Genomic DNA, 25,928 nt, shown 5'->3' with positions numbered 1-25,928 from the left:
TTCTTCGATGTACATGACTTTTATAAGTGCGGCCGGAAACCCTCGGACAAGGATGTTTTGTCCGCCTCCTACATATACTGTACTAAGCGTCCTTGTATGAGAGCGGGCGCGAAGACAGAGAAAGCGGGGCGGGTAGCGTGGAGAGGTTCGTGAAGCAAAAGCCGTTCGTCATCCTGGTCTATATCATTCTCAGCCTGCTTGCGCTGTATTTGCTCATGCAGGTGAAGCCAATATTTACACAGATGTACTTGTTCTTGAAAGCCGTGCTCGCACCGTTTATAATTGCCATGATTATCTCCTATGTGCTTAACCCGCTCGTCTGCCTGCTCGCTGACCGCGGGGTGCCGCGCTCCGTGGCTGTCATCCTTATCTATGCCGTTTTTTGCGGCGCATTCGCAGTCGTACTGATGAATGTCATCCCGATGCTGCGGGAGCAGATGGAGACGCTCAACCGTCATGCCCCAGAGCTGTCCATGCGCGCTCAGAGCCTGATTGATAATATGAACAACAACTCTTTCCTGCCAGACAGCGTGAGAACGGGACTAACCCGGTCGCTGCAGGAGCTGGAACGCCGACTGGCGGAGGCGGTGTCGGCCTTTGTCAACAATATCGGGGAGATGCTGAATGTCGTCTTCATCGCCTTCATTATCCCGTTTCTTGCCTTCTATATTCTGAAGGACTTTGATGTGTTCGAGCGAACGGCTATTGCCTACCTGCCGCGGGCACACCGCAAAAATACAGTTATGCTGTTCCGCGACATTGACGCCGCGCTGGGGAATTACATTCGCGGGCAATTCCTCGTCTGCTTCATCGTCGGTCTGCTCGCGTACATCGGTTATTGGTTAATTGGCCTCCCTTATGCGCTGTTGCTGGCATCGCTGGTGGCGGTATTTAACATTATCCCGTATCTCGGTCCGTTCTTCGGGGCAGCGCCGGCGCTGATTGTTGCATCGACTGTCTCGGTCAAAATGATGCTGCTGGTCGTTCTGATCAATATGGTGTGTCAGATGCTGGAGGGCAACGTCATCTCCCCGCAGGTGGTGGGGCGAACGCTGCATATGCATCCGCTGTCGATCATCTTCGTGCTGCTGGTCGGCGGGCAGGTGGCGGGGGTGCTGGGCATGATTCTGGCTGTGCCCATCTACGCCGCGCTCAAGGTTGTGCTGCAGCATATATTCGGATATTACGTGCGCAAAAAGACAATTTGACAGCATTCGTGCTCAGACGCTATACTAGACTTTGAAAACGATGACGGAACAAAGTAGGCGCTTGAATCCATCCACCAGAGAGAGCGGCCCGCTGCATGCACCTTGGACTTTAGAGGCTGCAGGCAACGGCTGGGAGGCTGCTTCGGAGCTGGACACGCCGAAACGCCGGTTCCGGAGTGTGAATGAACTTCACCGGGAGAGCCCGTTAACGCTCATTGAGGCGATTGCGCTGTAAGTCATGAGGCTGGCGCGATAACCAGGGTGGTACCGCGAAAGCATGAATTTCGTCCCTGCATATTGCAGGGGCTTTTTTGATTAGGAAGCAAAGCTAGGTTAAACAAAGCTTGGCCGGTTAAGGACGGCCATAGCTGTTTGCGTTTTGAAGATCCATCCATAAATTATAGAGAAGGCGTGATATGTAATGAAAGCTAGTGAGATTCGCTCCAAATGGCTTGCTTTCTTCGAAAGCAAAGGCCACATCATCGAGCCGAGCGCTCCGCTCGTCCCGCATAATGACCCATCCCTGCTCTGGATCAATGCGGGCATGGCTCCGCTCAAGCCATACTTTGACGGGCGCGTGAAGCCGGACAACCCTCGCATCGCGAACTCGCAGAAGTGCATTCGTACCAATGACATCGAGAACGTCGGCAAGACGCGCCGCCACCATACTTTTTTTGAGATGCTGGGTAATTTCTCCATTGGCGATTATTTCAAGGAGGAGGCCATCACCTGGGCGTGGGAATTTCTGACCGACCCGAAGTGGATCGGCTTCGATCCGAAGCGACTGTCCGTCACAGTCTATCCTGAGGATCAGGAGGCCTATGACTTCTGGCATAACAAGATCGGACTGCCTGCCGAGCGGATTGTCAAGCTCCAGGACAACTTCTGGGACATCGGCGAAGGCCCTTGCGGTCCATGCACCGAGATTTTCTATGACCGCGGGGAGAAATACGGCGACCTGTCTGACCCGGATTGCACGCCAGGCGGTGAGAATGAGCGCTTCCTGGAGGTATGGAACCTGGTATTCTCACAGTTCAACCATAACAAGGATGGCAGCTATACGCCGCTGCCGAACAAGAACATCGATACGGGAGCGGGACTGGAGCGGTTCGCATCGATATTGCAGGATGTCGACTCCAACTTCGATACCGATCTGTTCCGTCCGATCATCGACCGCACCTGCGAGATTGCCGGCATCGAATATGGCAAGCAGGAGGAGCATGACATTGCGCTCAAGGTCATTGCGGATCACATCCGTACTGTAGCGTTCTCTGTTGGCGATGGCGTGCAGCCGTCCAATGAGGGCCGCGGCTATGTCATTCGCCGTCTGCTGCGCCGCGCGGTGCGCTATGGCAAAAATATCGGCATCGACCGGCCGTTCTTGTTCGAGCTGGCTGCTACCGTCGGAGAGGTTATGGGCGTCTACTATCCAGAGGTAGTGGAGAAGCGTGAATTCATCGAGCGCATCATCCGTATTGAGGAGGAGCGGTTCCATGTCACGTTGTCGGACGGGCTGGCGATTCTGGATAAGCTGGTGCAGTCGGCCAAGCAGTCGGGCAGCACAGTTATCGGTGGAGCGGATGCGTTCAAGCTGTATGACACCTACGGATTCCCGTTTGACCTGACCGAGGACTATGCGCTGGAGAATGGCATGACGGTCGATCGCGCAGGCTTTGACGAGGCGATGGAGACGCAGCGCGAGCTGGCTCGCTCCGCTCGTCAGGATGCCGGCAGCATGAAGGTGCAGGGCGGACCATTGTCCGAGTTGACGGCTGCCAGCGAGTTTGTCGGCTACTCCGATCTGGCAGTACAGGCGAAGATAACAGCGATCATCCTGGATAACGAGCTGGTCGATATTGCCCCGCAGGGCAGCGACTGTCTCGTCGTGCTCGACAAGACGCCGTTCTACGCCGAGAGCGGCGGTCAGGTAAGCGATCATGGCGTACTGCGCGGCGCATCGGTGCAGGCTGAGGTGGAGGATGTGTCGAAGGCTCCGCAGGGTCAGCATGTGCATCATGTTCGGATCAGCTCCGGCACGCTGCGTATCGGAGAGGAAGTAACGGCCGAGGTGTCCCGTGAGCTGCGCGAGGACATCGTGAAGAACCATACGGCAACTCACTTGCTGCACAAGGCGCTCAAGCAGGTGCTGGGCGATCATGTCAATCAGGCGGGCTCGCTTGTGAGCGCGGATCGGCTGCGCTTCGACTTCTCCCATTTCGGGAGCATTAGCGAGGCGGAGCTGGCGGATATCGAGAAGCGTGTCAACGAGCAGATCTGGCTGGCGACGCCGGTCGTCATCGAGAGCAAGCCAATCGCTGAGGCCAAGGCGATGGGGGCGATGGCGCTATTCGGGGAAAAATACGGCGATGTTGTGCGTGTGGTGCAGGTGAGCGATTATAGCATCGAGCTGTGCGGCGGCTGCCATGTGCAGAATACGTCGCAGATCGGCCTGTTCAAGCTGCTGGGCGAATCGGGTATCGGCTCTGGCGTCAGACGGATTGAGGCCGTCACCGGAAAACAGGCGTATCTGTATATGGATAGTCAATTGGAGCTGCTCAAGCAAGCGTCCGAGCTGCTGAAGGCGCAGGCGGCTGATGTGCCGAAGCGAATCGAGGGGCTGTACAGCCAGATCAAGGAGCTGTCCCGCGATAAGGAGGCGCTCCAGGCGAAGCTGGGACGGATCGAGGCGGGCTCGCTGGAATCGCAGGCGAAGGAGGTCGGCGGCATCACCTTGCTGGCGGCACCGGTAACGGCGAGCGGCATGGAGGCGCTGCGCGGCATCGCCGATGAGCTGAAGAATAAGCTGGCGTCTGCGGTCATCGTATTGGGCGCAGTGCAGGAGGACAAGGTGAACCTGGTCGTCTCCGTATCGCCAGACCTGGTGAAGAAGGGGCTGCACGCTGGCAAGCTGATCAAGGAGATTGCAGCGGCATGCGGCGGCGGCGGCGGCGGTCGGCCCGATATGGCGCAGGCGGGCGGCAAGGACCCGTCCAAGCTGGCTGAAGCGCTCAAGCTTGCGGAAGAACTGGTTTCTACCCACGCAAATGTGATATGATATAGGCAGGATCAACTGCTTTTGTCTAGAAAGGTAGGTGCTGGCGATGAGTTCGATGGACAAAACCATGAAGTTTAGTGTGAAGGCGGAGGAGCCTGACGCATCATCAGAGAATATTCTGCTGACGGTCTACGATGCACTGTTGGAGAAGGAGTACAATCCGATCAACCAGATCGTCGGCTATTTGCTCTCAGGTGATCCGGCTTATATTCCTCGCCATAACAACGCCCGCAGCCTGATTCGCAAGAAGGAGCGGGATGAATTAATTGAAGAGCTGGTCCGGAATTATCTCAGTCAGCACAGGTAGACGGATCATGAATGGGAAATGAGGCGGTCGGTACGATGCGTATTATGGGATTGGATTATGGCGACCGCAGAATTGGTGTGGCAGTCAGTGACGCCCTGCAATGGACAGCCCAAGGCATCGGGGTTGTCGAGACAAGGCGGGAGGGTCAGGAGCTAGATGAGATTGAGCAACTGATCAGCCAGCATGAAGTGAGCGAGATCGTAGTCGGTCTACCAAAGAACATGAACGGCACGATTGGCCCGCGTGGCGAAATTTGCATCGCATTTGCGCAAAGCTTGCGCGAGAAACTTAACTTACCTGTTCACCTGTGGGATGAACGGCTGACTACGAAGTCCGCGGAACGAACGTTGCTTGAGGCGGATGTCAGCCGAAAGAAAAGAAAGTCAGTAATAGACAAAATGGCCGCTGTGCTGATTTTACAAAATTTTCTCGACTCTAAAACGAAAAGGTGAGGGTTACGATGACAAAGGACGACATGCAGTTCGAAGAACCGGAAATTATCTACATTCCGGATGACGATGGCAATGAGGAAGAATTCGAGGTCATCATGAAATTTGAGATGGACGGCTCCGATCAGAAATATATGATGGTCGTGCCACTAGGCTCGGAGGACGACGAGGAGTCCGAGGAAGTGTATGCCTTCCGCTATGAGGAAGAGGGCGATGATCTGAAGCTGTATACCATTGAGGATGAGGAAGAATGGAATATGGTGGAGGAGACGTTCAATACGCTGCTCGGCGAGATCGAGGACGAGGACTAATGGCAGACCACGGGCAAGTGCAGGTGAAGCGCATTGCGCTGCTGCAGGAAGCCTACGGCCGCCAGCTTGAGCTGGTGTCCGACTCCGGGATGGAGGAGAGCTATCGAATTGCCGCCGAGTTTGAGCTCGGCGGCGAGCGGTATGCTGCGCTGCAGACAGCCGCGATGAAGAAGAATGATGAGCTGGCCTTCTTCCGCATCACGGGAGCAGAGGGCGAGCTGGAGCTGGAATCGATCGAGGATGAGGACGAATGGGAGCTGGCAGCCGAAGGGTATGACGAGCTTATGTTCGAAGAGATGGGGCTGGAATAGCAGCTTCGAGCTCGAGCGTATGCGGCTTAGCCGCGTGTCATGAGGCCGCCGTTGTCTGCCGCAGTCATCGCAGACGCTACCAGTCTTAGCGGACAAGGCTTGGTGGCAGTCTTTAATTTTCACATGAGGAGGGCGGTGCGAACCGCCCTTTTATGCTGATTATTATTCGGACACGATATGGCAGCGTGCAGCCAGGCATGGCTGTCCAGCACGGACATGCTGTGTACGCTTGAGCTTGAGATGGCATAGGGAGGAAGATTGGGGACGTGAACAAACCGATAAGTCGCGGTTGGATTACATTTTGGGTTATCGTGTCATTACTGTCGTTCATAGTGCTTGCTGTAGGGGGGGCGGGTCTCTATGTCTGGAACGGACTGCGTCCGACAGCAGCGGGAGAGGTCAGAGAGGTTGTCATTCCGAAGGGATCGAGCGCCTTCAAGGTGGCTGAGGTATTGGAGAAGGAAGGCATTATTCGGGATGCTTTTTTGTTCAAATATTATTTGCGTTACAAGAAGGAAGGCGGCCAGTTCCAGGCCGGAACGTATGAGCTTATCCCTGGGATGGATCGGGATGAGGTCATCGCCAAGCTCAACAGCGGCGACACGGTGAAGGAGGAGACGGTTCGCTTCACCATCCCTGAAGGCTACACGGTGCAGCAGATTGCCGATAAGCTGAGCAGCGAAGGAATCGTCGACAGGCAACAGTTTTTGGAGGTTGCGGAAGCGAAGGAGACGCTCTCCTATTCGGGAGAGGGATCGGTGCTGCAGCCAACGGCTGAGATGAAGCATGTGCTTGAGGGATACATGTTCCCGGATACGTATGAGATGAAGAAGGACAGCACGGCCAAGGATATTGTGGTGCGGATGCTGCAGGAGCTGGATCGCAAGCTGGGCCAGTTGCCTGAGGATTGGGGCAATGTGCTGGAGCAGCGCAAGCTGAGCTTCCACCAGTTGCTCACGATTGCCTCGATGGTGGAGCGAGAAGTAGTGAATGATGACGAGAGGGCGGCTGTAGCTGGCGTTATCTTCAACCGTCTGCAAAAGGGGATGCCGCTGCAGATTGACGCGACGATCCAATACATGCTGGAGGCGCCGAAGGAGAAGCTGCTTACGGCGGATACGCAGATTCCAGGGCCCTATAATACGTATCTGAATGTTGGCTTGCCGCCAGGGCCGATCGCGAGCCCGAGTCTGGCCTCGATTGAAGCGGCATTATATCCAGACCAGCATGATTATCTCTACTACGTGACCAAAAAAGACGGCACGGGCGCGCACTATTTCAGCAAAACGTATAATGAGCATTTGCGCAACAAGAAGCAATCGGAGCGCAATGAGAAGAACGGAGGGGAACAGCGTTGACGGTTAAGCCCGAATTACTTTCTACAGCAGGCTCAATGGAAGAGCTGGAGCGGCTTGCTGCAGCCGGGGCGGATGCCTTCGTGCTTGGTGAAGCGCGTTACGGGATGCGGCTGAGCGGTGATTTTGACCTGCCGCTGCTGTCGGAGGCGGTTCGATATGCCAAGCCGCGCGGCATCCGTATCTATGCTGCGGTCAATAATCTGATCGATAACGAGACCGTGCCGATGCTCCCGGATTATGTGAAGGGGCTCGATGCGGCAGGGGTTGAAGCTATTGTATTCGGTGATCCGGCTGTGCTGATGGCTGTCAGGCAGCATGCGCCGAAGCTAGAGCTGCACTGGAACACGGAGATGACGGCGACGAACTATGCGACTGCGAACTACTGGGGGCGCAAAGGGGCAAGCCGGTTCGTGCTGGCTCGCGAGCTGAATCTCGAGCAGGTCATTGAGATGAAGCAGCATACGGAGCTGGAGGTTCAGGTTCAGGTGCACGGAATGACGAATATCTACCACTCCAAGCGTAATCTGGTGAACAGCTATATGGATTATCGAAGCAGCGCTGGCGTGTCAGGGGAGCAGCAGACGCTGCGCGCCGACATGGAAAGCGGGCTATACCTGATTGAGGTGGAGCGGCAGGATGAGCGTTTCCCGATTTATGAGGATCGAAATGGAACACATATCATGAGCTCGGACGATCTGTGTATGCTGGAAGGGCTCGATGAGCTGATGGCAGCAGGCATCGATAGCTTCAAGGTGGAGGGACTGCTCAAGAGCATCGAATATAATGAGACGGTTGTTCGTTCCTACCGTCAAGCAATCGATCAGTATATAGCCGATCCTGCGGGCTACCGCTTCAACGAGCAGTTGCTGGATGATATTCGGGCGATGCAGGATCAGGAGCGGGAGCTGTCCTTTGGCTTCTTCTACAAGGAACAGGTATATTAAGGCACGCAGGAGGTACACATGGAGACATTGACAGAAATCAAGTACCGCGGCAAGCGGTACCGCCTTGACCGGCCCGAGCTGCTTGCGCCTGCAGGCAGCCTGGAGAAGCTGAAATTTGCCGTGCATTATGGAGCGGACGCTGTCTACATCGGCGGCCAGCATTATGGCTTGCGCTCCAATGCCGATAATTTCAGCCTGGAGGAGATGAAGGAGGGCGTCAAGTTCGCCGAGCAATATGGAGCCAAGGTGTTCGTAGCGACGAATATTTATGCGCATAACGAGGATTTGGCGGGGCTTGAGGCTTATTTGAAGGGACTTGAGGAGGCCGGCATCTCGGCCATTATTGCTGCTGACCCGATTATCGTCGATACCGCGCTGCGTGTGGCGCCGAAGCTGGAGGTGCATCTAAGCACCCAGCAATCCACGCTGAATTGGCAGGCTGTCCAGTTCTGGAAGGACGAGGGACTCCCGCGGGTGGTGCTGGCGCGCGAGACGTCGCTGGAGGAGATCGCAGAAATTAAAAACCATGTCGATATTGAGATCGAGGCCTTCATTCATGGTGCGATGTGCTCGTCGTTCTCAGGTCGCTGTGTGCTGTCCAATCATTTCACCGACCGCGACTCCAATCGCGGCGGGTGCTGTCAATCCTGCCGGTGGAAATACGATCTGTTCGTTGATCAGGACATGGTAAACACGGAGGAAGAGCAAAAATTCACGATGGGCTCCAAGGATCTATGCATGATCGAGCATCTGCCCGAGCTGATCGAGGCGGGCGTGGATAGCTTCAAGATTGAGGGACGGATGAAGAGCGTCCACTATGTGGCGACGGTCGTTAATGCATACCGTCAGGCGATCGATGCTTATTTTGCCGATCCAGATCAGTATGAACTGAAACCGGAGTGGCTGGAGGAGATTAACAAGTCAGCCAATCGGCCGCTGAATACCGGATTCTTCTTCCAGACGCCGGGAGCGGGCGAGCATATCTATGAGCCCGAGGAAAAGGCGGCTCCGTATGATTTCGCTGGTGTCGTGCTTGATTATGATGCAGCTAGCGGCATAGCGCTTGTGCAGCAGCGCAATCATTTCAAGCCGGGGCAGGAGGTTGAGTTCTTCGGGCCGGGAGGTACATTCTTCAAGCAGATCGTCGGTGAGATTACTGACGAAGCGGGACAGTCGCTGGATGCGGCGCGCCACCCGATGCAGCCGATTCGCATGAAGGTTAATCATCCTGTGAAGCCCATGGATATGATGCGCAAAAAGATTCGCGCCTAAGCTGCTCACTGCGCTGAAGCTTGATGGATTACAGCAGACCCTTGCTGCACAGATGCAAGGGTCTGTTGTTTTTGCGCTCGCAGCGGCAGGGTTATACTGCCCGGCGTTGAGACGATGAGGCCTCGGCCTCCCATTTTGGTAGGCTCCAAGGTCGATATGATTAACACATTATGGTGCCAATGGTGGATGAAAGTATGAAGTAGACGGGGGGATAATGTCCTGTCGATAAAGCTTTTTTTAGGAATGAAAGCTTTTTCAAGAGACAATAGATGCAATAAAGTTTGTTTTTGTCTGCAATTTTCATGAAATATCCTCATATTTCCTTGCAGATTGACCGATATAAGAAATATACATATTTTCAGTTCATATAAGTGCTATCCGTCCCAGGCCTATGGACACTTATATGCTGATGTGAAACGAAGATTTGCCTGACGGTTATCGGCAAAGCCGTTTGAGCTGATATATAAAGCAATACACTTATCATAATGAACAGTTCATATATCGATTCGAAACGACGCTTCGCTGGCGAAGGAACGGCAGATCTCGTTTGTGCTTAATGGCTTTAATACTACGATATACGGGTGGTGCAGGTATGAAGCTCATAGACAAACTGAGAAAGAGAGTTGGGAAGGATAAGCTCAAGGACATCGAAGACAAGCTCCAGGACATTCAACACACGCAGGAGGAGATCAACACCATTCGTGAATCCCTCAAGAAAACAAACTTTAGCGTGTTCAAGTCTGTAGGCGCAAAGCTGTTTTTGCTTATCTTCAGCAGTATTGTTATCTGTGTGCTCGTTGTAGGTCTGATCTCCTACAACACCTCAAAGAATATTATTGAATCGAAGGTTGCGTCCTTTAGCCAACAGGCGGTGACGGAAGCGGCGAGCAAGATGGATATTCTGTTGCAGGGATATGAGGAGTTGTCCCTTCAGGTCATATTTGACAAGGATATTCAGAATAATATCATGACGATTAAGCAACAGACGGCTCCGGTCTTCGAGATATTCGAGGCGACCAAAGCGGTCGAGTCGAAGCTGATGTCGCTTATGATGAGCAATCAGACCATTCAATCTGCTTACCTTCTACCGCTCAACGGCTCGTATTCGGGGGTGTACTATGGCGGTGCGAGAATTGATTATGAAGTGGCCAAGGAAAAGGAATGGTATCAGAAGGCAGTAGAGCAGGAAGGCAAGACGTATTGGGCACCAACCGAGCTCAATGGATTCGCCGGAGGACAGAGCGAGCCGATGATTGGCCTGACACGTCTGATCAAGAACACCTCCTCCAATGATGCTGCTTTTGTGCTACTGATTGAAATCAAGTATAGCGAGATTGCCTCCCGGCTGGCCGGGCTGGCATTAGGCGATGACAGTGAAGTCAAAATTATCGATAGCACGAACAAAATTCTGTATTCCAATAACAAGGAAGATCTAGGGACGGCAAGCAAGATTGATTTCCCGCCGGATGAGAGCAAGACGAAGCCGAAGGCCTTCCGTCAGATGAGTGATAATGGGGAAATTCTGGTTGTTCATAAGCTGTTCAAGCTGATGGATTGGCGCTTGGTCGGTGAAATTCCGGTAGCTGAGCTTGTCAAGGATGCCGCTCAGATCAAAAATCTGACGTGGCTGTTTGTAGGCATCGGTGTTCTGCTGGCGTTCGGGATCGGATTCCTGGTCATTCGACTGATCGCCATGCCATTAATGCGCATTCGCAATCTGATGATTGAAGGGGAGAGCGGTAATCTGACCGTCCGCTCCACGATTCGCAGGCAGGATGAGATTGGACAGTTGGCTAACAGCTTTAATCAGATGATGGATAAAATTACGTCTCTCGTCAATCAGACGAACCAATCGGCAAATGAAGTGCTGCATACCGCAGGTGAGTTGACAGAGGCCTCCCGAAAAACCTCCGTCTCCGCCAGGGAAATCTCGATTGCTACGGAGGAGATTGCAACTGGAGCGACGAGCCTGGCGATGGAGGCTGAGCGCGGTGCTGACCTCACCTCAGGCATTGGTTCACAGATGAAGCAGGTTATTGAAGCCAACCACGAGATGGTGAGCTCTGCTGGCGAGGTGGAGCATGCGAGCAGACAAGGCACGGAGTACATGGGCGTACTGATTGAGAAGACGGGAATGACGGAGGAAATGACGCGCTCGATGGTGGAGAAGGTTGATCGACTGAAGGACAGCACCAGCTCCATCCGCAAGATTCTGGATGTATTGAACAGCCTTACCAAGCAGACGAATATCCTCTCATTGAATGCGACGATTGAGGCGGCCAGAGCTGGAGCGGCTGGCAAAGGCTTTATGGTCGTAGCCGATGAAATTCGCAAGCTGGCGGATCAATCCCGTGATTCTATCCAGGTGGTCGGACAGATTACGGAGACGATTCAACAGGAGATCGACGAGACGGTTCAAGTGCTGTCGGAGGCCTACCCGTTGTTCCAGGAGCAGATTCTGTCCGTGAAGGAGGCTAACCAGTTGTTCTTCTCGGTACAGAGCCAGATGTCCCAGTTCGTAGAGCGCCTGGATTCGGCGACCCATTCGATCGAGCAGCTTGACCGTTCGCAGTCGGTGTTGGCGGAAGCGATGGAAAATGTCAGTGGTGTGGCGCAGCAATCGTCTGCCACCTCGGAGGAAGTAGCCTCGCTGAGCAGCGAGCAGTTGAGCATTAGCGAAGGGCTCGTCAAGCTCTCCAACAAGCTGGAGTCGGTATCGAGCGAGCTTAGGGAGTCGCTGTCGCGCTTCCGCACATAATGAATGAGGATTGAGGTCCGCAAGCCATTCGGCTTGCGGGCTTTTTTTTAATCTAGGATAAGTGACAATAAAATCATGAAATTTCATGATTCGTCATTTATCGGGTAAATTTTCCTCGAAAAGAGGAAGATATTGCAGGAATTATGGGGAATGTGGAGAAGTTTATGGTAGGACTTTCGACATGATAGAGGTTATTTCTATAGAACTATATTGATATAGCTGGAATTTTCATGAGGCAGAAGGAGGGCGGCATGTTTGAGCACATGCAGACATTTACGATGCGAGCTATATATGAAGCACGGGGAGAAGGTCGACTCCCGCCCTATCTAGGTTCAACGATTCGAGGCGTTATCGGTCATCGCTTGCGTGAGTTTGTCTGTCGATTCCCGGATCTGAAGTGTCATTTATGCAGCCTATCGGCTGACTGCTCATACGCGCTGCATTTCTGTTCACCCGGAAATGAGGGAGGCGCTGTCAATCCATATGTCATTCGTCCATTGACTCGGGATAAGGAGCAGTGGCGCGCAGGTGATCGTCTGATGTTCGACATCACATTAATCGGCCGTACTGCTGACCAGGCGGCGTTCTATATTGATGCCTTGCAAGATGATGCGGCCCAGCGATGGGGAGCAGGAAGGATGCCGTTTCGCCTGCAGCAGATTATAGACCCGATTAAGGGAACCTTGATCTGGAATGAGGGTAAGGTATGGCTCCGCAATTGCCGTCCTGAACCGCTCATCCCGGAGAACCGCCATGCGCGCGCTGTTGTGCTTCGTTTTGATAATCCGCTGCGTCTATTGGTCAATCGGGAGCTGCGCCAGTCGGTGTCCTTTGTCGATCTCATCCGCTCGCTTAGCCGTCGCTTGGCGCTCTTGTCGCAGGCCTATACCGATTATAAGCTGCAGTGGGACGAGCAGGCGATGCTGGAGGCGGCGGCAGGGATTCGTACTGCTGCTCAGCATTGGCTTCGGGTCGATTTTCAGCGCTATTCGATGAACCGTCCGGCTGGGAGCAAGCTGGAGCTGCCGGGAATTGAAGGCTGGGTTCGCTATGAAGGAGATTTGACGCCATTTACAGCGCTGTTGGCGGCGGGGGAAAAGCTGCATGTCGGCAAAAATGCAACCATTGGCTTTGGCAGCTACAGTGTGAGCTACGATCAATAGAATGATTAATAGACGGGGGGATGAAGCATGAAGAAGAAGCAGCCGCAGACTAGCGAGGAAAAAGAAATGAAGCGTCAGAAGAAGGAAAAGAACGCGATCTCCAAAATTATTGGAAATTACCAGACGTTAAGTGAATCTCTTGCCGGGCAGCTATCGTTAAGCACGCCGAATCACGGCTTGACCACGGGAACCTATCGCGAAGAAATCTGGCGAACGCTGTTCGAGCAGATGGTGCCGCGCAAGTTTTGCATAGATCAAGGCGTATTTATTATTGATTCCCACGGCCGCATCTCGGATGAAGTCGATCTGGCGATCTTCGATGAACAATATACGCCCTATATATTCAAGTATGGGAAGATCAAGTTCATCCCGATCGAGGCGGTTGCAGTGGCGGTGCAGTGTAAAAGCACGGGTGTCGATGGGGCGCCCCAATGGGCAGCTTCTATTAGGCGATTGGAAACTTCGATTAATTCGGTTGCTCGAATAATTAGCGGTCTTAATGCGACAACACGTGAGCAAGCCGAACATTCCAATAGCCCTCTTGCCCAGACCTATACCAGACCTGTTCTGATCCTGTGCTCGCTGTGCAAGCAGTTTCCAACAGGAGACGAGCTTGATGGCAGCTTTGACATTCTCCTTAATGTGGACGAGGAGGGTCGATTAGAAAAGTCGATTCCAGAGGAAAAACGGGATTTTACCTATTGGTACAAGCAATTAAATCACTCCATACCTGAGCATTTCTCCGAGGATAAGAGGCTTAGATGGGAAGGACTGATTAAAGAGGGGCCAGAGCTAAAAAGAACGCTCAAGGAGCTAAAGCTTGTCCAGGAAACCGGAGAGGAAAACGTCATCCTGTCGTTGACCTTCCAGCTCAATCAGCTCTTGATGATTATAAATAATCCGATCTTCTTCCCGCACAGCTCTTATGTTGAGATGTTCCGTAATCATATCAAGCCTGCAGCCGAGCAAGCGGCAGCGAAGCAGGACGGAGAGTCACAAAAATCAGGAGAAGGAGAGGGAGAAAGCCATGATAATCGCTCTGTATGATGTGAGCGGCATTCAGGAATATATTTTTCAATCCAGCCGGATGCGTGAAAATATCGGCGCCTCCTCGATCGTTGGACGAGTGCTGAAGGAGCATTTGCCCCAGGTGCTGAACGAGCTCAAGGCGGAGCAGAAAAGAAATGTGGTGTTGGACTGGGAGGAGCAAGAAAGCTTTGCCTTCACAACGGATTCCGTGGTAGACATCGAGATTGTATACAACGGGGGCGGCAATGCGATGGTCGCTTTTCGGAATGTGGAGGACTTTCACACGGTCAATGAGAGGTTATCGCTTCGGCTGCTCCAGGTCAGCTATTCGCTTCATCTGGCGATTGCGGCGGTGGAATCAGACGGTGTGAATTTTGTAGCGGACAAGAGACGGCTGGACCAGAGGCTAACTGCGGTGAAGGCGCGTATGCTGCGGCCGCGGCCGATCGGGGCATTTCCATTCTCGGAGCAGGAGGCGCGGAGCGGCTTGCCGATCACCAGCTACGACCAGCATACGGGGCACAATGTATCAACCATGCAGAAGCTAAAGCTCAGGCAAGGGCACCAGGATGTGCAAGACCGCAACAATTCCTCTTCCAAGCGGTGGGCTGTTGAAATGGAGGAGCTCGTTCGTCAGCGGGAGGAGGACAGCTATGTGGCGGTCGTTCATATCGATGGCAATGGAATGGGCAAGCAGATTCGCAGCAGGATGGAGCAATGGGAGGCTAGTTACTCTTATGCAGAAGCTGTCTGTGCCATGAGAGAGTTGTCCAGCAGCATTACCGCACGTTTTCGGAACACATTTGATGAAACGGTCGCAGAGCTGATAGATAGCCTGCCTGTTGACCACTGGGTTAAGAATAGGGAGAAGCTGCCGATTCGTCCGCTGATTCTGGATGGCGATGACCTGACGTTCGTCTGCCTGGGGGAATGGGGACTTCCGCTTGCGGCGAAGCTGCTTGAGAAGCTGCATATGGAAACAAGCGAGTCCGGGAAGAGCGAGGAAGTATCGATGTCGGCTTGCGCCGGGGTGGCCTTTGTACATAGTCACTATCCGTTCAACCTTGCCTATGAAATTTCCGAGGATTGCTGCAAGAGTGCCAAGCAAGCACGGCTGACAGCAGGGGAGGAGCATGGGAGCTATATCGCCTTTGAGGTGGTGCGCGGCAGCCAGTTGGATAAGGAGGCAGGGAAGCGCCAGTCTTATCGTGTAGGCGAGGGGCAGATGGGGGAGCGTGACTATGCGAAGCTGGATCAGTATATGAGGCAGATGGCTGTGACCAACTGGCCGCGCTGGCGCCTGGAGAAGCTGTATGAGGCGATCAAAGGCCAGCCGGAGCTGCTGCAGTTATATGTGAAGGAATGCGAGTCGCGCGGCTACAGCCTACAATCGCTGGGTGTGGACAAGGATGGGGAAAACAGCATTAGTCAAACAGCGCTGCTGGACGCGCTTGAGCTGCAAGGGATGTTCGACATCGAGGTCTTTGCATCCGCTCTCAAGCAGAGGGAGGGGGAACGCACATGAAGGCAGGGTGGCTGGACATTGAATTAAGAAGTGAGCTGTGTACGGGCACGGGCAATACGACTGCCGGGTTAATCGATATGGAAATCGCACATGAGCACGGTCTGCCGATTATTCCGGCGAAGCGGCTGAAGGGCAGTCTGCTGGAGGCGGGCAAAGAGCTCGCGGATTGGGGGGTGCTGCAGCAGGATGAGCTGAGCGCGTTGTTCGGCGCAAGTGGAGAGGCAGGTAGCGCGGCGCTCCAAGTCTATGATGCTCATCTATATAGGCTGCCCCGCGGAGGCGAAACCATTGTCGTGGAGGATTATGAGGAGCTACGGCGCCAGCTTCAGAGTCAACAGGAGTTGAACGAGCAGGAGGTGCTGGAGCAATGGACCTCCTTGCATACCCGCACAGCTATCGCTGCGGATGGTGTAGCGGCGGATGGCAGTCTGCGGACGATGCGAGCGGCCAATAAGGGACTGGTCCTGCGTAGCCGCATCGAGCTGCATGTGGCTGATGAGGCGACATACCAGCAGCTTCACAAGACGCTGGAGCGATGCGTCTTGGCGCTTCGCTCGCTCGGACTGGCGACTACACGCGGCAGCGGTGAAGTCCGCTGCAGCTTGTCTGCGGCAGATCGCTTCACCCCCGGACAAGCTCACATGGAGCTGAACAAGCTAGAGACATCGCCTGCCAACGGTTCGGAATGGGTGGAGCTGCCCTACCGCCTTGTGCTGGAGCAACCGGTTATCGTGGCGGCTGAAGACGGACTGGACAGCGGGTGTGAGGATTGGATTCCGGGCCGCGCCATGCTGGGGGCGTTCGCCGGGCTGTATGTGCGAGCGTTCAAGCTGGGTGAGCGTGCGCATGAGGAGGAACGCTTTGCGCGCATATTTCTGCGGGGCGGCGTGCAATTCGGCTATGCGCTGCCTTTGTGTGAGAACCGAGTTTTTGCACCGTGTCCAGCCGTATGGCAGCAGGTGAAGAATGAAGACCGGATGTATGATGTATCCATCGAACGAGCCAAAGAGCAGGTCATTCTCCGTAATTTGAATAGCATGGTGCATCTGGATGCTTCCTCTTCGGCGCCAAAGCTATGGAAGTATGAGGTTCGCAAGCATGTCCGCATGCATCATGCCAAGGCGAGCAATCGGGCGATCGGCAGAGCATTGGGTCAGGAATATACGGCGCATGAAAAGGTGCACGGCGTGCTGGAGCACAACCAGGATGCGCGCGGCCAGTTGTATCAATATGAGTCTATGGTAGCCGGGCAGCAGTTCTATGGTGTGCTGCGCGGGAGACAGGAGGACGTGAAGCTGCTCCAAGAATTGATGGCACATCAGGACAACCGTCTCCGAATCGGACGCTCGCGCACGGCAGAGTATGGCAATGTGCGTATCCACTTCGGCCAGGAAGCAGCCAGACCGCTGCTCGTGACGGGTGCGGACGAGCAAAAGACGGGCAAGTACATGATTGCCTTGGCGACACCGATGCTGCTGCTCGATGAGCATGGAAGACCGGCTCCAGATCCTGCACGGCTGATGGAGGAGCTGCAGCAGGAGCTGAAGTGCACGATCAGCCTCCACTCCATGCGGCTGAAATATACCGTCCTGTCCGGCTATAACTCCAAATGGCGACTGCCCAAGCCACAGCGATCAGCGCTCGATGCGGGCTCGGCGCTAATCATCACTACGCAAGGGGAAGGTCAGATCGACATAGGCTTGCTGGAATCCAGACTGTGGGGCAGCAATAAGGGGGAAGGGTGTGGACAGATCAAGGTGATTCCGCTGCCGCTCGGTACTACCCAGGGCGCAGAGCAATTCATCCCGCTGTCGACCGATACTGCCCAGGGCGAGGAGCGGTTCATTCCAGTAGTGTCTGCAAAATGGAGTGCTGCTGACCTTCAGGGAAGCCGGGAGCATCGCCATCCGTTGCTGGAGAGAATGGTAGAATACCGCGAGGAGCACCAGAGACAGAGACAGCATCTGCTTGAAGGGGCGGAGAAAGCCCGCCAATACATGCTGGGAGCCGTCGTCAGCAAAACCCGCATTCGCCAGCTTCTGGAGTGGGCGGAGATGGACGACGGGGCGTATGCAAGTCTGCTGGAGAGAATTAACGGGATCACGGACGAGACCGCCAAGAACGGCTGTATTCAACTGCTCCAGCCATGCAAGGGCAAGGACAGTCACTTTATTCGGGGCTATCTGCGTGCACTGGAGCTGAAAGCGAGGGAGACGGGGAAATGAGCAATCCGATAGTGAAACGGTATTGTCTGCAGATCGAGGGGGTGCTTGCTTCTCCGATGCTTGCCGGCTCGGGGAAGGATGAGGTGACCGACAGTGATGTCATCCGAGATGCATACGGTTGGCCTTATACTCCGGGCAGCTCGCTTGCGGGGGCATTCGCGAATTATTTGAGACAGTGCCATGGCGCAGAGGAGAACGTTATTCAGAGGCTGTTCGGCTCGGCTACAGGCTTCAAGAGCCGATTGAACTGCTACCACATGGAGCTGGGCGACCGTAGACAAGTGAAGGTTGCTCGACGCGATGGCGTCAAGCTGGATGAATATAAGACTGCGGTTGATAAGGCCAAATATATAGTGGAAACCGTCGAGGCGGGAACTCCGTTCAAGATGCGGCTGGAGTGGGTGCTGCGTCAGCAAAACGTTAGCCGCGGCTTCAATGATGGAGCGCAAGGGGCAGCTTCCGATGAGGAAAAGGAAGCAGAGCTGCTGCATGTCCTGATCGATGGAATGGCGGACGGCACTCTGACCTTTGGAGCGAAGGGCAATCGAGGGTTCGGCCGGCTTCAAGTGGACAAGGTTCAGATGATTCGGTTCGAGCATACACCAGAGCGCATAGAAGATAGCCAGAGGTGGCTGGTGTGGAATTGGGACAGCTTCACTCATTCCATGCCATGGCAGCCGCGAGAAAGCGAGTTACTGTCCGGCAGGGGGGAACGCACTCGGTCGCAAGTCTCGGGATGGCATGAGCTGCGGGTGGAGCTGGCGGTTCGGCAGACGCTGATGATTCGGCAATATGCTTCGGAATCAAGCGATTACGAGCAGCTACGCAATGGAGCAGGAACGGCTGTCATCCCGGGCACAAGCTGGGCGGGGGCATTGCGGCGGCACATTCATCGACTGATGCAGGAGACTGGGCTTAATTCGGAAGTAGCGAAACAGAAGGCTGAGCTGCTATTTGGCACATGGCTGGAGGGCGATGCGTCACAGCGGGCGAAGCTGACGGCCTCCCTGCTGCGCGTCGAGGAATCAGTTGTTTGTGGCGGTGCTTCATTGCCCGTATCCAGAACAGCGATTGACCGTTTTACCGGCGGGGTAAAGTCGGGAGCCCTGTTCACCACCCAGCCTTGGGCTGGTGGCAAGACAGCGCTGGTCTTGCGCTGGCATGAACGGGATGCGGCAGGAAGGGTGCCGACAGATGCCCTGTGCGGTCTGCTGCTATGGGCGGTTCGAGACCTGCAGGATGGGCTAATGCCGATTGGTGGCGAAACGGCTATCGGACGTGGCGTGCTTGCAGAGCAAGGGGCGGTGCTCATCGATGGCAAGGCGGTCGAAAGTGATGCAGAGCAGCGCTATGGCAGGGCTGCTGCCCAATGGCTGCAACAGGAGGAGGATACTGATGAGCACGCTGACATTTCAAACTTGTAAGGACAATACGACTCTCTCCTGGCTGTGCGAGGAAGAGGAGGTATGGGGCAAGGCCGCTAGCGTGCTGGAGCAGGCACAGAATGTGTATGCCTATGCGATGCTGGATCATGCGGTGTGCTTCGGAACCTGGACATCTGGTCAACTGGTGTTAGGACTGGATGGTCGTCCTGCCCCGTTGCGATCATTGCGCTATGTTCAGGAGCTGCGGCTCTTTCACGCAGAGGGAGAGTTCAAGGCTGTGCGGATGGAAGCGGGAGAGAAATTCCGCTGTCGGTATCGTCTGGATCAGCCTGTGGAAGAACAGGGGAAGCAATTGCACATTATGGACGAGCAGCATAAGCTGTGGGGCGCCTGCCGTAAGGGAACAGATGAGATGGGCTGGTCGTTGTTAGAATCGGGCCGGGGAACCAAACTGTATATTCCAATGGCGCTACCCGAGCATGGAGAGGCGGCTGTTCAAGTTCGCCACTACATTCAGATGAATCAACTGAATCCGGGTACGGATACGGATGTTGAATCGGAGAATGATTCCATTCCATTGAACCGCAACAAGCCCGGCACGGGCGGTGAATTCGACGAGTCGGTGAATCCGTTTCAGTATGTGGATGAACGGCTAGTGACGTTCGCCGTGTGGACGCAGAAAGGGGGAGAGGGCTAGTGAGTCAGAATGGAAATGGTAAGCCAGAGCGCTTTGTTAATCCGTATAATTTTGTCCCGCTGGAGGGTCATTGCCATAAGGATACGCCAGCGCATGCTCAGACAGGGCCGCTGCTCACCGGATACGTGGAGTGTACGTTGAAGACGCTGACGCCCCTGATCATTCCGAATACCTCCAATGCTGCGGCACTGCATCGGGCTGAGGAGAAGGTGGAGGATGGCAACAGCTATGACTTTTTCTCCTACACTAACCTGGCATCCGGGGGGAAGGGAGCGGCCAACGGGAAATACGAACGGCCGGTCATTCCCGGCTCGGAGCTGCGCGGCGTGATTCGCAGCGTCTATGAAGCGGCCTTCAATGGCTGTCTGTCCACGGTCGATCTGAACCGCAAGCTGCATCGGCGCACAATGCAGACGAAACGTCCCGGAATTCTTAGGAGGAATCAGCGTGGAGACTGGGAGGTGGTGAAGTGCGAACGTGTAAAAATCAAAGTTGTTCCTGGCACATTTACGAATAACAAAGACTGTGTCATATCCATCAATGATTATGAAAAGTGGAGAGAGGCAGAATTTATTTCTGTAAAAAAAGGAAAAAATAATGTTGCTTGTTCGGTAAAGCCTGGACGAATTCGGCAAGATAGATCGTTAATTGGCCGCCTTCACAAAGGCGAGCCATTTGGAGAACGGACGCCAGAGTATCCATTGGGTGCTAAACGGTATGAGTCGGTCTTTATTCGGGGGAAGGAGGCTCCAATAACTGTTTCTGAGGCAGAAATGAAGCAGCTCAAAGAACTTCTGCGACAATACGCCGATCCTAAAATTAATAAGCATCTTGATATGGGGCATAGCGGATATACAGAATGGAGTAAACTCTTTGGGAACATGGAACGTGGCGATCATAGAAGTGAACTTCCGGTATACTACACTAAGCAGAGCAACAAGGCGACACATCTGACCCCGGCCATGATCTCCAAGGAGGTATTTCAGACGGGTATTGGCGAGCTGCTCAAGGCAAATGGGGAGTATCAGCCTTGTAATGATCGCGGTAAACTATGTCCTGCATGTACATTGTTCGGGATGACTGGCGATCGGTCGCTGGCATCGAGAGTGAGATTTTCCGATGGCGAGTGGCTTGATAATGGATCAACCCATTATGGCTTGAGGACGCTCACGCTTCCAGAGCTTGGGGAGCCGAAGCCAGGCACAGTAGAGTTCTATACCTTCCCTGTAGATAAGCGAAGGGCCGAGAAGTTCCCGATCTGGACTTACGATTATGTGAACCGATATAAAGACGAGCCACGTTCTTTGGACGAAGGCGAACTAAAAATCAGAGGACGCAAGTTTTATTGGCATCATGAACCATTCGGCAAATCTGATGGCGTCTCCACAAATGCCTACCCTGCAGATGGTAGCCTAAGCAGTATGAGGCAGCGTGTTCGAGCCGTCGACAAGGGTCATGCTTTTACATGTCGCATCTATTTTGATGCGGTGACAGCAGAGGAGCTCAATCGCTTGCGTTGGGCATTAACCTTTGAGAGTGCCGACTGCGCTCACAAAATGGGGCGCGGCAAGCCGCTTGGCTTTGGCAGTGTGCAGCTTGAGGTGGAACGAATCATGGTTCGTCAACTGGACAGCAGCTCCGGCAGGCGCCTGGTGCAGGAGCTGGATCAGGGAGTACTGGGAGATGCTCGGCTCGGTGAAACGGTGGGGATGCAGAAACTAAAGAAGATTTTAAACTGGAGTGGTAAGCCAAGCCATGTCTCCTATCCTCTAGGTGATGATAACAAGGACAGCGGGACAAGCAACAGTACAGCCTCACACCAGTGGTTTACAGAAAACAAAGAGGGAGGCTTCTTTGAGAAGGTCTTGCCGACCATTGATGAAGAGCTGGACAGTAACTCCAAAAATAAATGGTTGAACAAACTCACAAAGGCCAAGACGACTGATAAAGGACAGAATAAGAATTATAACGGGTCACGAAAAGACCCTAAAAAAAGCAGGCCTAGGTAAACCTCTTGAAAGACTATGAGGTACCCACTCCTCTTCTTGGCAACGGCTCTCAATGTGAATTGGGGGCCGTTTCTGTATGCTGACCATCCAGCTCCATGCATCATGCAAGTAAGCAAGCAACGTCCCTCTCTCACGTCTTGCTTAGTTTGTCTGGTCATTAATCCGTCATGGACATCGTCATATGTTCACTGATTGTGCAGCCGATGGAAGCATGTCATGAAAAGAATGGACATAAGGATAAGCGACAGCTTATACTCATGAGGGCAGGAAGTGAGACTGCCAGTTCGATCGTTGAGAATGAAGGAGGAGGAGCGGAGGCGGTACCTTGTACGGGATGAGATTGTCCAGTCCTTAGAGCTGGCGGATCATTCTGATGGAGTGAATAAGGTAACGCATAATTATAGAATACAGAAGGCTTGTGTCACAGAAGCAACTGCTATGCCCTGCGGGCAGGCATGGAGCAGCTTGCTATCATCATCTCTTATCTCATAGGCTCCTGCTTGTGGCGTAGGTTGAACCTGCTAAGTTATGAAATTCATCATGTGTACGTCGCTCGGGAGGAACCAGATGTTATATCTTGCGATTTTTTTATTCTTACTTACGTTGCTCTTCGTCATCTGGCAGCCCAAGGGTATCGGCATCGGCTGGAGTGCCGCTGGCGGAGCAGTACTGGCGCTCATATTGGGCGTGGTCAGCTTTGGAGATGTACGGGATGTTACCCTCATCGTGTGGAATGCCACGCTGACCTTCATTGCGATTATTCTGATTTCGCTCATCCTGGATGAGCTGGGCTTTTTTGAATGGGCGGCTCTGCATATGGCCCGGCTTGCTCGGGGAAATGGCACACGGATGTTCATCCTCGTTACGTTGCTAGGCGCGGTCGTCGCTGCTTTTTTTGCCAATGATGGTGCAGCCCTGATCCTGACCCCGATCGTGCTGGCGATGGTTCGGGCGTTGAAATTTGATGACCGCATGATTCTACCTTTCATTATGGCTGGCGGCTTCATATCGGATACGACATCGCTGCCGTTTGTCATTAGCAATCTGGTCAACATCGTGTCGGCTGACTTCTTCGGTATTGATTTCCTGAGATATGCGAGCCGAATGATGGTGCCTAATCTGTTTGCGCTCGTTGCCAGTATGGGGGTGCTGTATCTGTTCTTCCGCAAGAGCATTCCCAAGCAGTATGATATGGCGAGCCTGAAGCAGCCAGCAGATGCGATCAAAGACAAGCGGCTATTTCGCGCTTCATGGGTTATTCTGGCGATCTTGTTCGTGGCGTACTTGCTCAGTGAGTTCATTCGTGTGCCAGTCTCTGCGATCGCAGGTGCTGCGGCGCTTATCTTTGTGATGCTCTCTCGCCGGAGTGATGCGGTGGACACGAAGCGGATGCTGAAGGAGGCGCCATGGGCTGTTGTGGTCTTCTCCATCGGGATGTACGTGGTCGTATACGGCCTGCGCAATGTCGGGCTGACAACGGAGCTCAGCGGCATGATTCAGACCGTGGCTGAGCAAGGGCTGTATGCTGCAACGCTCGGCATGGGGGCGATCGCCGCCCTGCTGTCGTCGGTCATGAACAATATGCCTACCGTGATGATCAATGCACTGGCGATTCAGGAGACGGCAACGAGCGGAGTGCTGCGCGAGGCGCTGATCTATGCGAATGTGATTGGCTCGGACCTCGGGCCCAAAATTACGCCGATCGGATCGCTTGCAACCTTGCTATGGCTGCATGTGCTGGCACGCAAAGGTGTGAAGATCTCATGGGGCTACTATCTCAAGGTCGGGGTGGTGCTGACCGTCCCTACGTTATTCGTTACGCTGACAGGGCTATATGTCTGGCTCTGGCTGTTATCCTGAGTTCTATCTCAATGTCAATCTGGAGTAGCTGTGGCCGTCTAGGTCGCAGCTATTCGTGCTGCCGTCCACACTCGTCCAGCTATTGTCTCGTATTGTCGGCTCAGGCAGCGGGATGGACTATACGTATAGTCACAACATCCCATCTGATAGTATCGAATGCCCAAATTGGTCATACTGATTCTATACTGGAGGGATGAGAAGATGCAGAGGAAAGCAGCACCCAAAGGCATGAGAGCGATGCGCAACAAGCGGATATTCCTGCTGGGGATTGCTGTAACGGCTATCGCTCTGCTGCAGGTGCTGCGGCTGGCCTGGTTGCAATGGCTGCCGCATGCCCCGGCAGCAGCGAAGGCGACCCATTATCGGAGCGAATCCGTCGGACAGCGGGAGCGGACGCTGGTGCTGGACGGCGGTCGGGCCGACTTTGTCGATCGGAGCGGTCGGGCGTTGACAGGCAAGACGGTGATGGCGCTGGCTGCATATCCGGTGAGTCGCAAGTCTGAAGAGTACGACGAGCAGTACGAGCGGCTGGCGGCTATCCTGGAGACTCGCCCGGATCAATTGTTGTCCTGGCTTAACAGCCTCAAGGAGCCGTCCTTTTACTATGATGATAAGCAAGGCCGTCCGGGCAAGCAGCCGTACCGTCTGAGCACAGATCAGCTTGCACAACTGCAGGAGCTGCGACTGGAGGGCATCCGTGCGCTTCCGTACCGGGAACGCTACCTGGCTCCCTACCCGGCGATGCATGCGCTGGGCTACATTAGCCAGCACCCGGAGCGGATCGCTGCTCTGCATGGCGACAAGCTTCCGCTAGGCAGATGGTCGCTGCGGGACCAGATCGGCGGTGCGGGGCTGGAGAAGTCGCTGGACCCGTTGCTGCATGGCATCGGCGCGGTCTCGGTCGCACATTATACAGATGGGATGAACCAGTCGCTGCACGGGCTGGATATGCGGCTCTTACGTCAGGACAACCCGTATTATCCGCTGCAGGTGGTCACGACGCTCGACCTGGATATTCAGACTCGGCTGGAGCAGTATGCCGATAGCGCCGGGCTGAAGGAAGGGGCAATCGTCGTGCTGGATGCCCAGTCATCCGATGTCATCGCGATGGTGTCGCGTCCGCTCTACGATCCCTATGCGCTTCGTTCAGAAGGGCGGGAGATGATCAATCGTGCGGTTCATGCGATAGCGCCCGGCTCGGTCTTCAAGCTCGTGACGGAGGCGGCCGCTCTGGAGGCGGGGCGGACAAGCTTGAACGAACGCTTCCACTGTAGTGGCGAATACGGCAAGTATGGCTTGAGCTGTTGGAAGCATGGAGGACATGGCACGCTGACATTGCAGGAGGCGCTCGCGCAATCCTGCAATATTGCCTTCGCGACGCTCGGCGAGCGGCTGCTGCCGGGGCAGCTCCAGCATACGGCGGACAGGCTGGGGCTGGGCAAGCAGGTCGGCTGGCATAGCGATGGTGTATTTGAGCCGCTCGGGCAGCCGCTAAGGCTGCTGGGAGAGGAGGAGGGGGGACGCATATTCTATAGACTCCCGCAACAGCGAGATGGCGGATTGCTGGCGCAGACGGCGATTGGTCAGCGAGATGTGGCGCTCTCTCCGCTGCAGGCAGCTAATCTGATGGTGACGCTGCTGCATGGGGGCATCGTCCAGTCTCCTCGCATCGTCTCCGAGCTGCGCTACGGCAATGGGCAATTGCTGGCGAGCTTGCCTTCGCAGCAGCTACACTCGCCGCACGGGCGCATTGCGCCCGCGACGGCAAATGCGCTGCTGCGCGGCATGGAGGGAGTTGTGGCATCAGGCACTGGCAAGTCGCTGCTTGGAACGAAGTGGCCGCTGGCTGGCAAGTCCGGTACCGCCCAGACATTGCAGGAGGGCAAGGAGCGCAATCATCAGTGGTTTGTTGGCTATGGGCCAGCGCGCTCCGCACGCTATGCGGTCGCCGTTGTCGCGGAGAATCGGCTCCCGGGCAGCAGCAATCAGGCGACGCTGCTGTTCCGGGGCGTGATGGAGCGGCTGGCGGAAGGGAAGAGGGGGTGAGCCGGAATACGGCTCC

The 25,928-nt window shown here is 54.5% G+C and carries 19 protein-coding genes; all 19 read left to right on the top strand.

Features of this window, described 5'->3' with window-relative positions; all coding sequences use genetic code 11:
- Nucleotides 1–137: 137 nt before the first annotated feature.
- Entirely contained in the window at nucleotides 138–1,208 is a 1,071-nt protein-coding gene (locus ACY1JZ_RS11610; protein ID WP_270164557.1) for an AI-2E family transporter, read from the top strand.
- Nucleotides 1,209–1,629: 421 nt separating this feature from the next.
- Nucleotides 1,630–4,263, top strand: coding sequence for an alanine--tRNA ligase (gene alaS, locus ACY1JZ_RS11605; RefSeq protein ID WP_462629281.1), 2,634 nt, complete (start codon nucleotides 1,630–1,632; stop codon nucleotides 4,261–4,263).
- A 46-nt stretch (nucleotides 4,264–4,309) separates the two neighbouring features.
- The gene (locus ACY1JZ_RS11600; RefSeq protein ID WP_270164555.1) at nucleotides 4,310–4,570 is read left to right on the top strand and encodes an IreB family regulatory phosphoprotein; all 261 of its coding nucleotides are present in this window, start codon (nucleotides 4,310–4,312) and stop codon (nucleotides 4,568–4,570) included.
- 35 nt (nucleotides 4,571–4,605) lie between these two features.
- Nucleotides 4,606–5,022 carry a Holliday junction resolvase RuvX gene (gene ruvX / locus ACY1JZ_RS11595; protein ID WP_270164553.1) on the top strand — a complete coding sequence of 139 codons (417 nt, stop codon included), beginning with the start codon at nucleotides 4,606–4,608 and terminating at the stop codon, nucleotides 5,020–5,022.
- An 8-nt stretch (nucleotides 5,023–5,030) separates the two neighbouring features.
- A complete protein-coding gene (locus ACY1JZ_RS11590; RefSeq protein ID WP_270164551.1) occupies nucleotides 5,031–5,330 on the top strand; it encodes a DUF1292 domain-containing protein in 300 nt (99 codons plus the stop codon).
- Nucleotides 5,330–5,641 carry a DUF1292 domain-containing protein gene (locus ACY1JZ_RS11585; protein WP_270164550.1) on the top strand — a complete coding sequence of 104 codons (312 nt, stop codon included), beginning with the start codon at nucleotides 5,330–5,332 and terminating at the stop codon, nucleotides 5,639–5,641. The genes ACY1JZ_RS11590 and ACY1JZ_RS11585 overlap by 1 nt, the downstream gene beginning before the upstream one ends.
- A 266-nt stretch (nucleotides 5,642–5,907) precedes the next feature.
- Nucleotides 5,908–6,999 carry an endolytic transglycosylase MltG gene (mltG, locus tag ACY1JZ_RS11580; RefSeq protein ID WP_462629280.1) on the top strand — a complete coding sequence of 364 codons (1,092 nt, stop codon included), beginning with the start codon at nucleotides 5,908–5,910 and terminating at the stop codon, nucleotides 6,997–6,999.
- The gene (locus ACY1JZ_RS11575; protein WP_462629278.1) at nucleotides 6,996–7,943 is read left to right on the top strand and encodes a peptidase U32 family protein; all 948 of its coding nucleotides are present in this window, start codon (nucleotides 6,996–6,998) and stop codon (nucleotides 7,941–7,943) included. The genes mltG and ACY1JZ_RS11575 overlap by 4 nt, the downstream gene beginning before the upstream one ends.
- An 18-nt stretch (nucleotides 7,944–7,961) precedes the next feature.
- Nucleotides 7,962–9,215, top strand: a complete 1,254-nt coding sequence (locus tag ACY1JZ_RS11570; RefSeq protein WP_270164545.1) for a peptidase U32 family protein — start codon at nucleotides 7,962–7,964, stop codon at nucleotides 9,213–9,215.
- A gap of 592 nt (nucleotides 9,216–9,807) precedes the next feature.
- The gene (locus ACY1JZ_RS11565; protein WP_462629277.1) at nucleotides 9,808–11,973 is read left to right on the top strand and encodes a methyl-accepting chemotaxis protein; all 2,166 of its coding nucleotides are present in this window, start codon (nucleotides 9,808–9,810) and stop codon (nucleotides 11,971–11,973) included.
- A gap of 251 nt (nucleotides 11,974–12,224) precedes the next feature.
- Nucleotides 12,225–13,136 carry a CRISPR system precrRNA processing endoribonuclease RAMP protein Cas6 gene (cas6, locus tag ACY1JZ_RS11560; RefSeq protein ID WP_462629276.1) on the top strand — a complete coding sequence of 304 codons (912 nt, stop codon included), beginning with the start codon at nucleotides 12,225–12,227 and terminating at the stop codon, nucleotides 13,134–13,136.
- Nucleotides 13,137–13,163: 27 nt separating this feature from the next.
- On the top strand, nucleotides 13,164–14,183 hold the full coding sequence (locus tag ACY1JZ_RS11555; protein WP_462629275.1) for a DUF6602 domain-containing protein: 1,020 nt from the start codon (nucleotides 13,164–13,166) through the stop codon (nucleotides 14,181–14,183).
- On the top strand, nucleotides 14,164–15,690 hold the full coding sequence (locus tag ACY1JZ_RS11550) for a Cas10/Cmr2 second palm domain-containing protein (RefSeq protein ID WP_462629274.1): 1,527 nt from the start codon (nucleotides 14,164–14,166) through the stop codon (nucleotides 15,688–15,690). The genes ACY1JZ_RS11555 and ACY1JZ_RS11550 overlap by 20 nt, the downstream gene beginning before the upstream one ends.
- Nucleotides 15,687–17,915, top strand: a complete 2,229-nt coding sequence (locus ACY1JZ_RS11545) for an RAMP superfamily CRISPR-associated protein (RefSeq protein ID WP_462629273.1) — start codon at nucleotides 15,687–15,689, stop codon at nucleotides 17,913–17,915. The genes ACY1JZ_RS11550 and ACY1JZ_RS11545 overlap by 4 nt, the downstream gene beginning before the upstream one ends.
- On the top strand, nucleotides 17,912–19,339 hold the full coding sequence (locus ACY1JZ_RS11540) for an RAMP superfamily CRISPR-associated protein (protein ID WP_462629272.1): 1,428 nt from the start codon (nucleotides 17,912–17,914) through the stop codon (nucleotides 19,337–19,339). Before ACY1JZ_RS11545 ends, ACY1JZ_RS11540 begins: the two co-directional genes overlap by 4 nt.
- Nucleotides 19,311–19,997 (top strand): type III-D CRISPR-associated protein Csx19, encoded by a 687-nt coding sequence (gene csx19 / locus ACY1JZ_RS11535; RefSeq protein ID WP_462629271.1) that lies wholly within the window; start codon nucleotides 19,311–19,313, stop codon nucleotides 19,995–19,997. The genes ACY1JZ_RS11540 and csx19 overlap by 29 nt, the downstream gene beginning before the upstream one ends.
- Nucleotides 19,970–22,006, top strand: a complete 2,037-nt coding sequence (locus ACY1JZ_RS11530) for a TIGR03986 family type III CRISPR-associated RAMP protein (protein ID WP_462629269.1) — start codon at nucleotides 19,970–19,972, stop codon at nucleotides 22,004–22,006. The genes csx19 and ACY1JZ_RS11530 overlap by 28 nt, the downstream gene beginning before the upstream one ends.
- A gap of 567 nt (nucleotides 22,007–22,573) precedes the next feature.
- On the top strand, nucleotides 22,574–23,866 hold the full coding sequence (locus tag ACY1JZ_RS11525) for an arsenic transporter (protein ID WP_462629268.1): 1,293 nt from the start codon (nucleotides 22,574–22,576) through the stop codon (nucleotides 23,864–23,866).
- Between the two features lie 201 nt (nucleotides 23,867–24,067).
- Nucleotides 24,068–25,912 (top strand): peptidoglycan D,D-transpeptidase FtsI family protein, encoded by a 1,845-nt coding sequence (locus ACY1JZ_RS11520; RefSeq protein WP_462629267.1) that lies wholly within the window; start codon nucleotides 24,068–24,070, stop codon nucleotides 25,910–25,912.
- Nucleotides 25,913–25,928 lie beyond the last annotated feature (16 nt).

Source organism: Paenibacillus sp. J5 (assembly GCF_054955055.1).
Note: the sequence above shows the minus strand (reverse complement) of the source record. Positions and strands in the feature narration are given on the sequence as shown.

Coding starts and splice junctions, on each gene's coding strand:
- ACY1JZ_RS11550 (WP_462629274.1), top strand. CDS start 14,164: ATGATAATCGCTCTGTATGATGTGAGCGGCATTCAGGAATATATTTTT.
- ACY1JZ_RS11570 (WP_270164545.1), top strand. CDS start 7,962: ATGGAGACATTGACAGAAATCAAGTACCGCGGCAAGCGGTACCGCCTT.
- ACY1JZ_RS11565 (WP_462629277.1), top strand. CDS start 9,808: ATGAAGCTCATAGACAAACTGAGAAAGAGAGTTGGGAAGGATAAGCTC.
- ACY1JZ_RS11600 (WP_270164555.1), top strand. CDS start 4,310: ATGAGTTCGATGGACAAAACCATGAAGTTTAGTGTGAAGGCGGAGGAG.
- ACY1JZ_RS11590 (WP_270164551.1), top strand. CDS start 5,031: ATGACAAAGGACGACATGCAGTTCGAAGAACCGGAAATTATCTACATT.
- ACY1JZ_RS11585 (WP_270164550.1), top strand. CDS start 5,330: ATGGCAGACCACGGGCAAGTGCAGGTGAAGCGCATTGCGCTGCTGCAG.
- ACY1JZ_RS11545 (WP_462629273.1), top strand. CDS start 15,687: ATGAAGGCAGGGTGGCTGGACATTGAATTAAGAAGTGAGCTGTGTACG.
- ACY1JZ_RS11525 (WP_462629268.1), top strand. CDS start 22,574: ATGTTATATCTTGCGATTTTTTTATTCTTACTTACGTTGCTCTTCGTC.
- ACY1JZ_RS11555 (WP_462629275.1), top strand. CDS start 13,164: ATGAAGAAGAAGCAGCCGCAGACTAGCGAGGAAAAAGAAATGAAGCGT.
- ruvX (WP_270164553.1), top strand. CDS start 4,606: ATGCGTATTATGGGATTGGATTATGGCGACCGCAGAATTGGTGTGGCA.
- csx19 (WP_462629271.1), top strand. CDS start 19,311: ATGAGCACGCTGACATTTCAAACTTGTAAGGACAATACGACTCTCTCC.
- ACY1JZ_RS11520 (WP_462629267.1), top strand. CDS start 24,068: ATGCAGAGGAAAGCAGCACCCAAAGGCATGAGAGCGATGCGCAACAAG.
- alaS (WP_462629281.1), top strand. CDS start 1,630: ATGAAAGCTAGTGAGATTCGCTCCAAATGGCTTGCTTTCTTCGAAAGC.
- cas6 (WP_462629276.1), top strand. CDS start 12,225: ATGTTTGAGCACATGCAGACATTTACGATGCGAGCTATATATGAAGCA.
- ACY1JZ_RS11540 (WP_462629272.1), top strand. CDS start 17,912: ATGAGCAATCCGATAGTGAAACGGTATTGTCTGCAGATCGAGGGGGTG.